The 16,170-nt window shown below is 36.9% G+C and carries 14 protein-coding genes and 1 tRNA gene; 5 read left to right on the top strand and 10 right to left on the bottom strand.

Translation table 11 applies throughout. The features are described 5' to 3' along the window. Positions 1-142: 142 nt before the first annotated feature. The 4 genes from A9G30_RS02010 to A9G30_RS01995 are packed head-to-tail and all read left to right on the top strand — an operon-like array spanning position 143 to position 3,659. Entirely contained in the window at positions 143-1,063 is a 921-nt protein-coding gene (locus tag A9G30_RS02010; RefSeq protein ID WP_065566709.1) for a metal ABC transporter substrate-binding protein, read from the top strand. Then, positions 1,063-1,956 carry a manganese/iron ABC transporter ATP-binding protein gene (locus A9G30_RS02005; protein ID WP_065587879.1) on the top strand — a complete coding sequence of 298 codons (894 nt, stop codon included), beginning with the start codon at positions 1,063-1,065 and terminating at the stop codon, positions 1,954-1,956. Before A9G30_RS02010 ends, A9G30_RS02005 begins: the two co-directional genes overlap by 1 nt. Positions 1,957-1,959: 3 nt before the next feature. Then, positions 1,960-2,826 (top strand): metal ABC transporter permease, encoded by an 867-nt coding sequence (locus tag A9G30_RS02000; RefSeq protein WP_065587878.1) that lies wholly within the window; start codon positions 1,960-1,962, stop codon positions 2,824-2,826. Continuing rightward, the gene (locus A9G30_RS01995) at positions 2,823-3,659 is read left to right on the top strand and encodes a metal ABC transporter permease (RefSeq protein ID WP_065587877.1); all 837 of its coding nucleotides are present in this window, start codon (positions 2,823-2,825) and stop codon (positions 3,657-3,659) included. The genes A9G30_RS02000 and A9G30_RS01995 overlap by 4 nt, the downstream gene beginning before the upstream one ends. 97 nt (positions 3,660-3,756) lie before the next feature. Here the strand turns inward: A9G30_RS01995 and dnaB are convergent, their stop codons facing one another. From dnaB to A9G30_RS01975, 4 genes are all read right to left on the bottom strand, one after another. Next, complete coding sequence (dnaB, locus tag A9G30_RS01990; protein WP_065582005.1) at positions 3,757-5,181, bottom strand: replicative DNA helicase; 1,425 nt, start codon at positions 5,179-5,181, stop codon at positions 3,757-3,759. 54 nt (positions 5,182-5,235) lie between these two features. After that, positions 5,236-6,027: a tRNA pseudouridine(38-40) synthase TruA gene (gene truA / locus A9G30_RS01985; RefSeq protein WP_065581953.1), complete on the bottom strand. Its 792-nt coding sequence runs from the start codon at positions 6,025-6,027 to the stop codon at positions 5,236-5,238. After that, on the bottom strand, positions 6,014-7,033 hold the full coding sequence (locus tag A9G30_RS01980; RefSeq protein ID WP_065580613.1) for an aspartate-semialdehyde dehydrogenase: 1,020 nt from the start codon (positions 7,031-7,033) through the stop codon (positions 6,014-6,016). Before A9G30_RS01980 ends, truA begins: the two co-directional genes overlap by 14 nt. A gap of 266 nt (positions 7,034-7,299) precedes the next feature. Further along, on the bottom strand, positions 7,300-8,310 hold the full coding sequence (locus A9G30_RS01975) for a hypothetical protein (protein WP_065587876.1): 1,011 nt from the start codon (positions 8,308-8,310) through the stop codon (positions 7,300-7,302). A 397-nt stretch (positions 8,311-8,707) separates the two neighbouring features. Here A9G30_RS01975 and A9G30_RS01970 point away from each other — a divergent pair, with 397 nt between their 5' ends. Next, positions 8,708-9,754: a LacI family DNA-binding transcriptional regulator gene (locus A9G30_RS01970; protein ID WP_065587875.1), complete on the top strand. Its 1,047-nt coding sequence runs from the start codon at positions 8,708-8,710 to the stop codon at positions 9,752-9,754. A 76-nt stretch (positions 9,755-9,830) separates the two neighbouring features. Here A9G30_RS01970 and truB read toward each other — a convergent pair whose 3' ends face one another. The 6 genes from truB to A9G30_RS01940 all read right to left on the bottom strand — a co-directional run bounded on the left by truB (position 9,831) and on the right by A9G30_RS01940 (position 16,115). Further along, positions 9,831-10,733: a tRNA pseudouridine(55) synthase TruB gene (truB, locus tag A9G30_RS01965; RefSeq protein ID WP_065587874.1), complete on the bottom strand. Its 903-nt coding sequence runs from the start codon at positions 10,731-10,733 to the stop codon at positions 9,831-9,833. A 61-nt stretch (positions 10,734-10,794) separates the two neighbouring features. Then, positions 10,795-11,172: a 30S ribosome-binding factor RbfA gene (gene rbfA, locus A9G30_RS01960; RefSeq protein ID WP_065566718.1), complete on the bottom strand. Its 378-nt coding sequence runs from the start codon at positions 11,170-11,172 to the stop codon at positions 10,795-10,797. Between the two features lie 66 nt (positions 11,173-11,238). Continuing rightward, a complete protein-coding gene (infB, locus tag A9G30_RS01955) occupies positions 11,239-13,875 on the bottom strand; it encodes a translation initiation factor IF-2 (RefSeq protein ID WP_065587873.1) in 2,637 nt (878 codons plus the stop codon). Between the two features lie 17 nt (positions 13,876-13,892). Then, a complete protein-coding gene (gene nusA / locus A9G30_RS01950) occupies positions 13,893-15,368 on the bottom strand; it encodes a transcription termination factor NusA (protein WP_065566720.1) in 1,476 nt (491 codons plus the stop codon). A gap of 16 nt (positions 15,369-15,384) precedes the next feature. Beyond that, positions 15,385-15,846, bottom strand: a complete 462-nt coding sequence (gene rimP, locus A9G30_RS01945; RefSeq protein ID WP_065587885.1) for a ribosome maturation factor RimP — start codon at positions 15,844-15,846, stop codon at positions 15,385-15,387. 192 nt (positions 15,847-16,038) lie between these two features. Beyond that, positions 16,039-16,115 (bottom strand) — tRNA-Met (locus A9G30_RS01940). Positions 16,116-16,170 lie beyond the last annotated feature (55 nt).

Below are 16,170 nucleotides of genomic sequence, written 5' to 3'. Positions count from 1 at the left end.
CTTCCATTTGTTAATGATAATAATTATCATTAATGTTTGTTTTGTAATACAACTAATTCAAATACTAAAAATGCTCTTGATTTACGAATCACTTTTACAAAATTAGACAATTTTATTATTTGTTAATCCCAAGGAGTCGCTAATGAAGTTCAAATTATCTAAAAAACAGACAACATTATTAAAGGTTGTTTTAACTTCATTTATCGCTTTGCTCACTCTGTCTAAATCGGCTCACGCAGAAGAAAAAAAATTCAAAGCGGTTACCACTTTTACTGTGATTCAAGATATCGCGCAAAATATCGCTGGGGATGCAGCTATAGTTGAATCTATTACCAAAGTAGGGGCTGAAATCCATGAATACGATCCCACACCTCAAGATATTACCAAAGTGCTTTCAGCCGATTTAGTTTTATGGAATGGGCTAAATTTAGAACTATGGTTTAAGCGTTTTTTTGAAGATGTAAAACATGTTCCGTCAGTTATCGTCACTGAGGGCATTGAGCCCATGCCAATTCAAGAAGGTAGTTATAAAGGGAATCCAAATCCTCATGCTTGGATGTCACCGACGCTTGCATTAACCTATATTGAAAATATTCGTGCTGCGTTTGTTAAATATGATCCTAAAAATGCAGAAATTTATAATAAAAATGCTGCTGATTATATTGCCAAAATTAAAGCACTTGATGCCCCACTGCGTGAACGTTTAGCGAAGATCCCTGAAAGCAAACGTTGGTTAGTGACAAGTGAAGGCGCGTTTAGTTACTTAGCCAGAGATTATCATTTAAAAGAGGCTTACTTATGGCCAATTAATGCAGAACAACAAGGCACACCAAAGCAAGTTAAAAACCTGATCGATCTTGTACGAAAAAATAGTATTCCTGTTATATTTAGTGAAAGCACCATTTCCGACAAACCCGCCAAACAAGTGAGTAAAGAGACTGGCGCTAAATATGGCGGAGTTTTATATGTTGATTCACTTTCCACACAAAATGGTCCCGTGCCAACTTATATTGATTTGTTAAAAGTGACTGTTGAAACTATCGCTAAAGGATTCGAACAATAATGACTCAAATTTGCTTAAATGTTGATGATATCACCGTGACTTATAATAATGGTCACACCGCAATTTATGATGCCAGTTTTTGCTTAAATGGCGGTACTATCTGTGCTTTAGTCGGCGTTAATGGTAGTGGAAAGTCGACTTTATTTAAGAGTATTATGGGAATGGTTCGCCCAACCCGAGGTAAGGTAACTTTTAATGATATCCCCGTAAAACAAGCCTTAAAGCAAAATATTATTGCCTATGTGCCACAAACCGAAGAAGTCGATTGGGATTTTCCTGTGTTAGTTTCTGACGTGGTGATGATGGGACGATACGGCCATATGTCTTTTTTACGTATTCCAAGTAAAGAAGACCAAAAGCAAGTCAATATGGCACTTGAAAAAGTTAATATGTTGGATTTTAAACATCGGCAAATTGGCGAACTTTCTGGCGGACAAAAAAAACGCGTTTTTTTAGCGCGCGCCTTAGCGCAACAAGGCAAAGTACTATTGCTAGACGAGCCTTTTACTGGCGTTGATGTTAAAACTGAAAATGCCATTATTGACCTTTTGAAAGATCTGCGTAAAGAAGGTCATTTAATTTTAGTTTCAACCCATAACTTAGGTAGTGTGCCTGAATTTTGTGATCAAGTGGTATTAATTAACCAAACTGTTTTGACTTTTGGTCCAACGAAAACCACTTTTACACCACAAAATTTAATGACCACTTTTGGTGGTGCATTGCGTTATCTTAGCTTGTCAGGCGATAAATTGCATGAAGATGAAGATCCTCGTAAAGTATCGATCTTAACCGACGATGAACGTGCTGCAATTTTTTATGGGGAAGGTAAGCATGATTCACCCCATCGAGATTTGCTGGTTGACCCTCACGATAATGAACCAAAAGGGCAATAATAAATGGAACTGTTACTTGAACCATTCACCTACAGTTTTATGTTAAAAGCAATTTGGGTAAGTAGTATTGTCGGTGCTGCCTGTGCTTTTTTATCGGCTTTTTTAATGTTAAAAGGTTGGTCACTGATGGGCGATGCGCTTTCGCATTCTGTCGTGCCAGGTGTTGCTGGCGCATATGCACTGGGCTTGCCTTATTCAATTGGCGCCTTTTTTACTGGTTTACTTGCTGCGCTCGCCATTACTTTAGTTCGTGCCTTTACGCGATTAAAAGCAGACGCCATTATCGGTTTTATCTTTTCAACCTTTTTTGCTGTCGGTTTGTTAATTATTTCGCTTAATCCAACATCAATCAATGCGCAAACCATTATATTTGGTAATATTCTAGGGATTGATGATAGTGATATGTGGCAAGTGCAAATTATTATTTTGGTGTCATTTATATTACTTTTCTTTTTTTGGAAAGATTTGTTAGTGGTTTTTTTTGATGAAACCCATGCCCGATCCATTGGATTAAAACCACTACCGTTAAAAATCCTATTTTTTACCATTTTAAGCGCCTGTACCGTTGCAGCACTACAAACTGTTGGCGCCATTTTAGTAATTGCTATGGTTGTTACACCTGGAGCAACCGCTTACTTATTGACTAATCGATTTTCGTACTTATTGATTATTTCGGTTCTAATTGGCGCTATAACAAGTGCTATTGGCGCTTGGATCAGTTACTTTTTAAATGGCGAAACTGGTGGCGTTATTGTGACATTGCAAACGCTAATCTTTATTGCTGCCTTTTTATTTGCACCAAAGCAAGGGTTAATTGTGAATCGCTTTAGGATACACCAAAGCCGTTTAAATAAAAGGAGGCAGGTATGACAGAGTTTTGGGAATATATCTATTATCCGCTTACTCTTCCTCTTATTCAGCGCGCAATTTTCGCTTCGTTAGCAACCGGTATTGTGTGTGCCCTACTATCTTGTTTTTTAGTGTTAAAAGGCTGGTCGTTAATGGGCGATGCGGTTTCGCATGCAGTTTTACCTGGCATTGTGCTAGCCTATTTAGCTGGCATTCCCATCATCATAGGCGCTTTTGCTTCAGGCTTGTTTTGCTCGGTTGCAACAGGTTACATTAAGGAAAATAGCCGAATAAAAGAAGATACCGTCATGGGTATTGTCTTTTCAGGCATGTTTGCCTTTGGATTAGTGCTTTTTTCAAAAGTAGATACTTCACAACATTTAAATCATATCTTATTTGGTAATGTGCTTGGTACGAGTTATGACGAACTTAAACAAATTATTTTCATTACCGTTATAGTATCAATTTTAGTTATTATTAAACGTCGTGATCTCATGCTTTACTGCTTCGATCCTGTGCAAGCCAAAGTTGTTGGGCTGCCCGTTAAGCTACTGCATTATGGTTTATTGAGTGTGTTGGCTTTAACTATTGTAGGATCGCTGAAAGTGGCTGGAATGATTTTAGTGATTGCGATGCTAATCGCTCCAGGCATAATTGCTTTTTCGCTAACAAAACGCTTTGAACGAATGTTAATGGTTGCCGTATTGGTTTCGGCATTTTCAACCGTTATGGGTACTTTAATAAGCTACTATGCTAATGCGTCAACCAGTGCCTGCATTGTTATTTTACAAGCAACTATCTTTTTGATTGCTCAAATTTATCAGTTTATTGCTAGCAAAAAAACTCACCGTTAACCGTGTTTCTAAAGTGGTTGTTTTAACAAAAAATAACAGCGTAAAATATATCTTTTATATTTTTTACGCTGCTCCTAATGTTTATTAAGTTTAATCGTTATTCATCATCAAAATATTTACTGGAATCAGCATAATTATCAAAACGCGAAAATTGACCTTGGAATTTTAATCGTACTTTACCAATTGGACCATTACGCTGTTTACCTAAAATAATTTCTGCAATGCCTTTATGTTCAGATGCTTCATTATAAACCTCATCACGATAGATAAACATAATCACATCGGCATCTTGTTCGATCGATCCTGATTCACGTAAGTCTGAGTTAACTGGTCTTTTATCAGCACGTTGCTCCAAACTACGATTAAGCTGAGATAGCGCAACAACAGGAACTTGTAATTCTTTAGCCAAGGCTTTTAATGAACGCGATATTTCAGCAATTTCTAAAGTACGATTTTCAGAAATATTCGGTACACGCATAAGCTGTAAGTAATCAACCATTATCATACTTAAGCCTTTATGTTCACGATAAATACGTCTTGCTCTTGAGCGTAACTCCATTGGCGTTAAACCTGATGAGTCATCAATATAGATATTTTTCTTTTCGAGCAATAGTCCCATTGTGCTTGAAATTCTTGCCCAATCATCATCTTGCAGTTGTCCTGTTCGAATTTTCGTTTGGTCAACACGTGAAAGCGAAGCTAGCATACGCATCATGATTTGTTCTGAAGGCATTTCTAAACTGAATATTAATACTGGTTTTTCTTGTTCTAGTGCGGCATTTTCGCACAAATTCATAGCAAAAGTGGTTTTACCCATTGATGGCCTTGCCGCAATGATAATTAAATCGGAACGCTGTAACCCTGCCGTTTTTTTGTCTAAATCAATATAACCCGTTGAAACACCTGTCACGCCATCATGTGGGCGTTGGAACAGCTCTTCAATTTTAGCGACAGTGGCCTCTAATACTTCGGTAATACTTTTAGGGCCTTCGCCTTGTTTCGTTCGGCTTTCGGCAATCTGAAAGATTTTACTTTCTGCAAAGTCTAAAATTTCAGTGCTATCTCGCCCCTGAGTAGCGTAACAGTTATCAGCAATTTCGTTAGAAGCGCTGATAAGCTCACGCAAAATGGCTTGTTGGCGAATAATATCGCTATAAGCAACAACATTAATCGCACTTGGAGTGTTTTTAGAAAGCTCCGCTAAATAAGCAAAACCACCTACATCGGCTAATAGGTCTTTACTTTCAAGACTTTCTGAAAGAGTAATTAAATCTATTGGTGTCCCTTTGCTGACCAAGGTATGCATTTCAGAAAAAATCAATTGATGATGACGCGAGTAAAAATCCCGCTCAGTGATCATTTCAGATACCGCATCCCAACGTTGATTATCAAGCATCAAGCTACCCAGCACCGCTTGTTCAGCTTCGATTGAGTGCGGTGGAAGCTTAATATTATGTAAATTTGATTTTTTCGCTTCTTGATTTTTATAATCTTTGTTTATGCTTGTTTCATTAGTGTTCATTACATTCATCTTTTTAATTCATTCATTTTTAAATAATCTAATTTATTTAATCAGTTATTTTAGAAACAAGGGGCCTAAATCCTGTGTTGGTATTTGATATTCAGATGGGTAATCCACCTGAACCAAGTATAACCCGTCAGGTTTTGCCGTTGCAGCAGCTTGCGTTCTGTCTTTAGCTTGTAATAACTCATCAATCCATTTTGGATGCTTATTACCAGCACCTACTTCAAGTAAACTGCCTACAATATTGCGCACCATGTGGTGAACAAATGCATTGGCTTTAATATCAACAACAATATATTCACCTTGTCGCCAAACTTCAATATGATGAATATTACGCCATGGGGTTAATGATTGACACTGCGCCGCTCTAAACGAGGTAAAATCATTTTCACCTAATAAATATTGTGCAGCTTGATGCATTAAGGTTTCGTCCAGTGGCAAATAATAATGTGATACTCCTTTAGCTAAAATCGCCGGTCTATAACGGTGATTATAGATCACATAACGGTAACGCCGAGCCGTTGCGCTAAATCTCGCATGAAAGTTATCATCAACCATTTGTGACCAGCGCACTGCAATATTATTAGGTAAATGCGAATTAACTCCCATTGTCCAAGCACTAGGTGATCGCACTGTTTGGGTTTCAAAATGAATAACTTGCCCTGTTGCATGTACACCGGCATCGGTTCGACCAGCGCAAAATACGTTTATTGGTGAATTAGCAATAATCGATAGCGCAGATTCCAGCCGCTCTTGGATGGAGTCAACAGCGCGTTGCCGTTGCCAGCCAAAGTAATCACTACCATCATATTCAATACCCAGAGCAATTTTACAGGTAGTCATTAATGAGGATCTCAAGTGTCTCAATTAGCATTAGCGCACCCAAATAACGGATATTATCAGCAACAGACCAAAATTGAATTTGTTCATAATGACCATAACTATGTCTTAAATTCGATAATTTAATAGTTAGCTGATTTTCTGATTCAGCGCTGACTTCAGTTACCGGAGTTGGTAAGTTATCGTTTTGCACCTCAACACCAAACTCACCAAAACGGGTCATATCTAATTCAATTGGCAAGCTGCTTGATACATTAATGGCTTGTGACACGCCATAAAACACCGGCACAATAACTGACTCAATCGAGACCGGTAAATCATAATTACTAAGTACTTTACGAATTTGGTTAACTTGTGACTTTTCACCTAACATTGAGTCATGATGTTCGTGCGATATAGGTAATAAGTTAAATGCTAATTGTTTGTCAAATAGTTCATTATCAACTGGCATACCATTTAGTAAACGAGCACTTTGTCCAGCAAGCTCATCAACACCAGGCTTACCATACAAAGATGCAGGAATAAAACTGGTAGCATGTAAATTAGTTAATAATTCAATGTCAGTTAAAGACGCAACACATCGCAACAATTGGCATACAGTCGCACTTGCTACCGCTATAATGTTTTCATTACGATATTCGGTTAATACACTATTATTAACTTTGGGCACGACTAATGGAATGTGGTCTTGCTCGGCAAAATAACCACTTGCATCAATAACCACACAACCCGATTCTGCCGCAATTTGCGCATAAGTTTCACTCACTTTAGCGCTAGCCACAAAAAAGGCAAAATGACACTGGCTCCAGTCCATTTGTGCACTATCGGTCACAGTTAAATTTTTGCCAGCATAACGAACAACTTCGCCAGCACTATTATCACTACCAACTAAATAAAGATTGTCAATTTTTAAACTATTCTCTTGTAAACTACGTTGTTGTAATAATTCAACTAGCGCAGAACCCACTTGTCCTGTCGCACCAACAATAGCAATATTCCATGCAGACATATTTATAACCCAACTAATAAAAAAATTTAGCAATAATTATACCACTATATTGCTCAATATAGCGGAAAAAGATATTTGGTAGTAGCAATAGATGATTAGATCTTATCGAGTAGTTTATATAAATGTCTAAATAATTCATTGTGTTAAATTTACTTTATTGTTTTAACCTTTCAATGATTTAGTCTTATTCAAATCTGCATGAACTAATTTATCTTTTGCAAATAAATTTTATGATAACCAATGAGTATAGGTTATTACCTCCCATACTAATTGGCTAACTCACTTTCTATGTGTTTTATTGTTTGTCGTTGCTGTTCAATTAAGCAAGTCAACACTTTGTTTAAATAAGGATCAATATCCCGTTCATAAATTGGCGCTAGCGTTGTTAAACAAGCTTTATTCATATTTTCATTTAACACTGAAAACGATTCTTGCTGATGTTTTTTGTTATCAAGCAATTTTATTTTCTTTTTTAGCTGATCTTGATAATAATTATATACTCTAAAACCAAGGCTATAATCAGAAGAACCAGTACTAGGCAATTGATTAAAAAGTTCAATTGACTGTTCTAATGTTATACCGTACTCAACAGCGCCTTCATGAAAATAGGTATTAAATTGATTTGGGTAAATGATTTGGTAAGTTGCTTCTGGCGCTCCAATTAATACTTCTTTAAGCATAAATTTCATATTACTTGTATCAATATTGTAATGTTTCCACAATCGAGGAAACGTTCCAGACTGAGATTCTATTGGTTCTGATTTTATAGACGATAATGTATAAATATCGCCACTTGGTGCTATATAGTAATATTGAAAACCATGCCAAAGATCTGGATTATCAGAAAAAGCGTTATTTGCTAATAATAGTTTATCACTTACCTGATTTTTGTTGATCAAAGATAATGTAATATTTCTTCCTAAATTAGGTAAATATTCTTGATTTTTGCTATCAGGATTAGCTAGAGCAATGCCCAATTTCAGTTGAAAATCGTTACCATTATAAACAAGAGAATCATCATTGATTAAATCATCTAATTTTTTAAAATCAAATTTTAAATTATGCAATGGGCAACGACTGTTATATTTTACCTTTTCTTTTTTATCAAGTTTTTGATATTCATCTTCGTTCCTTAAACAATCCTGTTCTAATTGATATAAATCAACCTTAGCAAAGAATGGCTCACCACGATATTTGGGATTAATATCAAGTGTATGACCATAAGTAAAAAAACTCAGTATCAATAGCATTGCATTAAAGAAATGTATTAGTTTCATATATTATTGTTACTACCTTATTATTAGCGAAGTAATTCAATTATATATTTTTTGTCAATTAAGTAAAACTTGCTCTTTATCTGTTTATAGTGCAAAGCGCAATATCGATAACTAATGCTATATTCACTATACATTAAATGCATCCCTAGCTGTTGATTAATTATTTACTCATATTTTTAATTACCAAGCTGACATTACACTCTAATTTTGTCATGTATTAAGGTGAAAATATGGTTGCTTCCATAATTTTCAATCAAACATATTAATTTGAGCTTTATTAAATAAATTATGATGGATGTTTTGGAACACAGATCCAAAAAATAAATGCTATCAGATTACAAATTGGAAGCTTACCACTAAAGTAATCAATCATAGTTATCACTTAAGATTATTCATTATGGCAAAAAGCACACTATCAACCATTGCAAAACAAGCTAATTTATCAATAGCCTCAGTATCAAGGGTTTTAAATAAACCCCATTTAACCTCGCCAATAACGCAATCTAAAGTGTATAAGGCCATTGAAGAACTAAATATTGACATTCATGACAATTTTAAATCATCGATGAATGCTAATGGCTCAAATAAAATACTTATACTTGATAATCAATTTATCACTCGAACTTTAATAAATTGTGGTTTGGAACAAACCTTGAAACAGGCAGGTTATATCATTTTTTATTTTCGCTTTCCTTATCAAACTAAAAAAGATATTTATTATTTAATTAAATATATTAACCAAAACAATTTTGCAGGCATTTTAATCATTAATGATGCAGCCTATTTATCAGAATTAAGGCATTTTAAAAAAATCTTACCGCCACTTGTTCTCATTAATCATTTTTCGCTTAATTATGCATGTGTCTATTTTGATCATTTAGTCATTGGCTACCAAATAACACAATATTTGCTAAATAATTCACATACTAAAATCGCAGTTTTATTTAATGATAACAATAATCATAGCTCCATACTTTTTTTGCAAGGCTATAAACAAGCTTTGTTAAGAAAAAATATAACGATTAATACAAACTATCTTATTCCAAATTGCATTACTTATGAGCATGGCAGATCAGCAATTAAAAGGCTAATCAATAGTAATAATCCCCCAACAGCTATTGTCTGCTGTGATAATACAAATTTAAATTATTTGGATGAGAATTACCACAACGAACAACATTACCTATCGCCTTATAGTGTCGTTTTAGGAGCCGTACATCAGGCCAATGAAAGTGAAGCTCAACTTATGCAACCATTAATCATTACTTATCTTAGTCATTCGCAAAATAGGCAATATAATGAATTAGATAGGTTAAGCCGAATAAATAAGCCTTTGTATGAAATGGGGAAAGCGTCCGCAACTTTGCTTTGCAAACGCATAAACAATAACAAGAAAACAATCAAACAATGTCATATTATTGAAGCTGAATCAATATTTTATTGAGCTATACATTTACATGTTCTTTTCACTAACTTTTTTAGCCAATAACACTAAAAACTATATACAATACAAAAGGATATTAAGAGATTGATACTAAGCGTTTTGGTGACAGTTGCCTAAATCGTTGCGTTCCTACGCCAATAAATTGTTTGCCTTGATAGATTCTTACTTGTGTTTCAACTGGTATGCTATTATCAAGTTCAATACTCCGCCCGAATAAAATGTCTTTACCTTGCTCATCAGTTAATGTTACTTTTTGGCAATCTTGTAAGGCGCTATCAATTGGCATTAGCAACTCATCTTTCAACACCATATTTTGTAAATCATCTAAAGTGACCATTTTTTCAATTGGGTAATTAGCAACTTGTAATCGTCTTAAATAAATAACATGTGCCCCACACCCCAGTAGCTCACCTAAATCATCAATAATGGTTCGAATATAGGTTCCTTTAGAGCAATGTATCTCTAACGTTAATTCGTTTTTTATGGTATCAAATTGGATAAATTGATTGTCATAAACGGTAATAGGTCTTGCCTCTCGCTCAATAACAATACCTTGGCGAGCATATTCGTAAAGTGGTTTACCTTGATATTTCAATGCCGAAAACATGGTTGGCACTTGTAAAATGTCACCGCGAAAATGCGTTAATGCTTCATTAATTTGCGACTCGCTTATGTTAACGGGTTTGCTACAAATAATTTGACCATCAGCATCAGAGGTATCAGTACGCTCGCCGAGTTTAGCTATTACTCGATAACGTTTGTCTGAATCCAATAAATACTGTGAAAATTTGGTCGCTTCACCAAAACAGATAGGCAGCATACCTGTCGCTAATGGATCAAGTGCCCCTGTGTGCCCTGCTTTTTTGGCATTAAATAGCCTTTTCACCTTTTGCAGTGCGTCGTTTGATGTCATACCTTGTGACTTATCTAGCAACAAAACGCCGTGAATATCACGGCGGGCTTTTTTTATATTCATCATTTTTATATTGAAACACATGTTTACCTGAAACTTTTGACAAATATCAGGGTTGTTTTTAATATTAATCTTTGTGACGCTCATTATCTTGTTTGATCACATCCGCAACCAAACTCGACATCTGCATACCTTTAACTAATGACTCATCATAAAAGAATTTGATTTCAGGAATGATTCGCAAGCTCATAGCTTTGCCAATTAAGGTACGAATATAACCTTTAGCCTCATTAAGGACTGTCAAACCTTGTTCGATAACTTGTGGATCATCATCATTTAAGAACGTCACAAAAACTTTAGCGTACGAAAGATCACGCGAAATATCAACACCTGAAACAGTTACCATGCCTAAACGTGGATCTTTAATTTCACGTTGTAGGATAATTGCAATCTCTTTTTGTAATTCATGTCCAACCCGAGATGAACGATTAAATGCTTTTGCCATATCTATTTTCCTTAAAATATGAATAAGCAAGGCGTAAACCTTGCTTATAACATGATAGCGTAATAATTAGATCGTACGCTTGATTTCGATAGTTTCAAAGACTTCAATCGTATCGCCAACACGAACATCGTTGTAGTTACGCACACCAATACCACATTCTGTTCCGTTACGCACTTCGTTAACATCATCTTTAAAGCGACGTAATGATTCGAGTTCACCTTCATAGATAACCACGTTATCACGTAGAACACGAATTGGGTTGTGACGTTTAACCACACCTTCGGTTACCATACAACCGGCAATTGCACCAAATTTAGGTGATTTAAATACATCACGCACTTCAGCAAGACCAATAATTTCTTGTTTGTATTCTGGTGCAAGCATACCGCTCATTGCTTGTTTAACTTCATCAATCAGATCATAAATCACTGAATAGTAACGTAAATCTAAGTTTTCTGATTCAATCACTTTACGTGCGGATGCATCAGCACGAACATTAAAGCCCAAAATAATCGCATTTGATGCAGCAGCTAGAGAAGCATCGGTTTCTGTGATACCCCCCACCCCTGAGCCAATAATTTTAACTTTAACTTCATCTGTTGAAAGTTTAAGTAATGAGTCAGAAATCGCTTCAGCAGAACCTTGAACGTCCGCTTTTAATACGATATTAAGTTCAGAAACATCGCCTTCTGTCATGTTAGTAAACATGTTTTCAAGTTTCGCTTTTTGCTGACGAGCAAGTTTTACATCACGGAATTTACCTTGTCGATAAAGAGCAACTTCACGCGCTTTCTTTTCGTCACGTACAACGGTAGCTTCATCACCAGCAGATGGCACACCAGACAAGCCGAGGATTTCAACCGGTATTGATGGACCCGCTTCTGTTACTTCTTTACCAAGTTCATTACGCATAGCTCGAATGCGTCCATATTCAAATCCACAAAGAACAATATCGCCTTTACGTAAAGTTCCTGATTGAACAAGCACTGTTGCAACAGAGCCTCGACCTTTATCAAGGAACGACTCAATAACTACGCCACTTGCCATACCTGATTCGTATGCAGTCAGTTCAAGTACTTCAGCTTGTAATAAAATAGCTTCAAGAAGTTGATCAATACCTGTTCCCGCTTTTGCCGAAACATGAACAAACTGCGTATCTCCGCCCCAATCTTCTGACATGACACCATATTGAGCTAGTTCACCTTTTACACGCTCGGGATCGGCTTCTGGTTTATCAATTTTGTTTACCGCAACAACCATTGGCACATTTGCCGCTTTAGCATGTTGGATAGCTTCAATGGTTTGTGGCATAACGCCATCATCAGCTGCAACAACAAGTACAACTATATCAGTTGCTTTAGCTCCACGAGCACGCATTGACGTAAAGGCCGCATGGCCTGGAGTATCTAAGAACGTAATTTCGCCATTAGCGGTTTTCACATGGTAAGCACCAATGTGCTGAGTGATCCCACCTGCTTCGCCTGAAGCAACTTTTGCTTTACGAATATAATCAAGTAATGAAGTTTTACCGTGGTCAACGTGCCCCATAATGGTTACAACAGGAGCGCGTGCGACTTTTTCTGCACCAGTATCACGATCACTCATCAGTGATTCTTCTAGTTCATTTTCACGACGAAGCACAACTTTATGCCCCATCTCTTCAGCAACAAGTTGCGCTGTCTCTTGATCAATGACCTGATTGATGGTTGCCATTGCACCCATTTTCATCATTGTTTTGATTACTTCTGAACCTTTTACTGCCATCTTATTAGCTAATTCAGCCACAGTGATGGTTTCACCAATAACAACATCGCGATTAACCGCTTGAACAGGTTTATTAAAACCCTGTTGTAAGGTGCTTTTGCCTTTCTTTTTATGGCCACTACGTGTTGCTGCGCGAGCTTCTTCTCGCTCTGCTTTACCTTCTGATAATTTGCTACCTTTTTTCTGCTTGGTTTGTTTAGTGTTGCGACCTCGACCACGAGCGCTTTCAACTTCACGATCAGTATCGTCTTCAGCTGCTCTAGCGTATTTAGAGGTTGTCACATGATAATCTTCATCTTCGGTATTATCATTATCTTCAACATCGTTATATTGTTCAGCTAGCTTACGAGCTTCCTCTGCCATACGTTTAGCATCTTCCTCTAATTTTCGGCGACTTTCTTCTTCAGCTTTACGTTTAATTTCGTTAGCTTCTGCCTCTAAACGTGCTTTTTCTTCTTGGGCTTTTTTCACTTTTGGATCAACTGAATGTTCTTGCGCAGCTTTAGCTTTTTCTTCTTGGGCACGTTTTTTCGCTTCTTGCGCAGCTTTCTTCTCTTTTTCTTCAGCTTCTTTACGAGCCTTTAATTCGGCTTCTTCCTTCGCTTTTTGCTCAGCTTCAAGACGAGCCTTTTCTTGCTCGGCAGCAATTTCAGCTGGATCGCGTTTGACAAAAGTTCGTTTTTTACGAACTTCTACTTTGATTTCTTTGCTTTTGCCACCACCGCTCGACACATTCAAGGTTGAGTGCGTTTTACGTTGCAATGTTAACTTTGTTGGGCCTTGCTGAGGTTTTAAATGAGCAAGCAAAGCTTCTTTTTCCTTTTGTGTCACAGTATCTGATGCTGATTTATTCATACCTGCATCGGCAAACTGTTGCAAAAGTGTTTGCACTGGAGTGTTTATCTCTTGAGCCAGTGTTTCGATTGATACTTTGGTCATGTATTACTTTCCCTCAATTATTCATCTGCAAACCAACAAATATTACGTGCAGCCATAATAAAATCGCCAGCTTGTTCGCTTGTTAAGCCTTCAATATCATTTAGATCATCAGTACCTTGTTCTGCTAAATCTTCCAAAGTAATGATGTCATGTTGCGCTAGTTGATAGGCTAATTCTTGTGTCATACCTGGCAATTCAAGTAAATCTTGCGCAGGCTGTTTATCACCACTATTTGCTAGAGCCATTGTTGTCAATGCGTCTTTTGCTCGGCTTCTCAATGCTTGAACTAAATCTTCATCCAATTCATCAATTTCAAGCAACTCGTCAACTGGCACATAGGCAAGCTCTTCGAGCGAAGTAAAGCCCTCTTCAACTAATAACTGTGCAAGCCCTTCATCAATATCAAGATGTTTAATTAAATTATTGATTGCAGCAAAAGATTCTGCATGGTGTTTTTCTTGCAAATCTTCAGTAGTCATCACATTTAGTGTCCAACCAGTAAGCTGAGAAGCTAAACGAATATTTTGACCATTTCGACCAATAGCCTGCGGTAAAGTTTCGGCATTGACTGCTACATCCATGGTGTGCTTATCTTCATCAACAACAATCGAAACAACATCGGCAGGTGCCATGGCGTTAATTACGTATTGTGCTGGATTATCATCCCATAAAACAATATCAATACGCTCACCACCAAATTCATTCGAAACAGCTTGAACTCGTGCACCGCGCATTCCCACACAAGCACCAACAGGGTCAATGCGGCGGTCATTACTACTCACCGCAATTTTAGCGCGAGAACCAGGATCACGAGCCACGCCTTTAATGTCAATCATTTCTTCACCAATTTCTGGTACTTCAATACGGAATAGCTCTTCCATCATCTCTGGATTTGAACGACTAACGCAAAGTTGTGCGGGTTTATTGTTTTGCTCAATTAAATATAAAATACCACGTACACGGTCACCGATTCGGAAGTTTTCGCGCGGTAACATATCATGACGCGACATCATAGCATCTGCATTATTGCCTAAGTCTAGGATCACACTGTCGCGATTGGTTTTTTTGACAATACCAGTCACAATATCACCAATACGATTTCTAAACATGTCAATTACCATGGCACGTTCAGCTTCACGTACTTTTTGCACAATAACTTGTTTCGCTGTTTGTGTGGTAATACGGTCAAAAGCTACCGATTCAATTTGCTCTTCAACATAATCACCCAATTTGACAGATGCATCTTCATATTGTGCTGCATCCAATGTCATTTCTTTAGTTGGTTGCGTAACTTCATTAACCACAAGCCAACGGCGGAAAGTATCGTAATCACCTGTTTTATGATCAATTTTTACTATAACATCAATATCAACAGCGTGCTTTTTTTTAGTGGCCGTTGCTAATGCGGTTTCTAATGCTTCAAAAATTTTGTCACGCGTAAGCGCTTTCTCATTTGATACCGCTTCAACAACAGCTAAAATTTCTTTATTCATCCTTTACACCCGTACTCTATTTAAGGTTAAAATTAGGTACTATATTCGCTTTTTGAATGTTACTAAAAGCAAACACTTCATCATTATCATCCACAGTTAATGTAATCATCTCATTATCAATAGACTTAATTCGCCCTTTCCACTTACGCCGGTTAGCAACAGCAATACGTAAACTAATTGCGACTTCTTGACCAACAAAACGTTGATAATGTTCTATCGTAAACAAAGGTCTATCCATGCCAGGCGATGAAACTTCAAGATTATAAGCATCTTTTATAGGGTCTTCGACATCAAGCACTGAACTAATTTGTCGGCTAACATCAGCGCAATTATCAACAGTTATACCATTTTCACTATCAATATAAACACGTAACACAGGATAACGGCCACGAATGTATTCAACACCAACTAATTCAAAGCCTAGTGCATTCACAGGTTCTTGAATGATATCGGTCAATTGCTGTTCTATATTAGCCAAACAAACCTCCACTGCAGAAAATAAAAAAAGGGCATAAAGCCCAACATTCTTTTTAAACTTACGCTTAAATCTCAACACGCAAAAAAACCTCGACATGCGAGGCTTACATTTAAAAACTAACTATTAATGAAGCCACTTTATTTTAACTTCCAAACAATAACAGAATAGATGGTTTATGAATGAAAATTCAAGTGGTTGCGGGGGCTGGATTTGAACCAACGACCTTCGGGTTATGAGCCCGACGAGCTACCAAGCTGCTCCACCCCGCGATAGATGAATGAGAATTATACCGTATTTTGAATAAAATGCAACTTAAAATCCCAT

Source organism: Gilliamella sp. Fer4-1 (assembly GCF_001690515.1).
GTDB classification, from domain to species: domain Bacteria; phylum Pseudomonadota; class Gammaproteobacteria; order Enterobacterales; family Orbaceae; genus Gilliamella; species Gilliamella apicola_C.
This window is presented reverse-complemented; position numbering and strand designations above follow the sequence as displayed.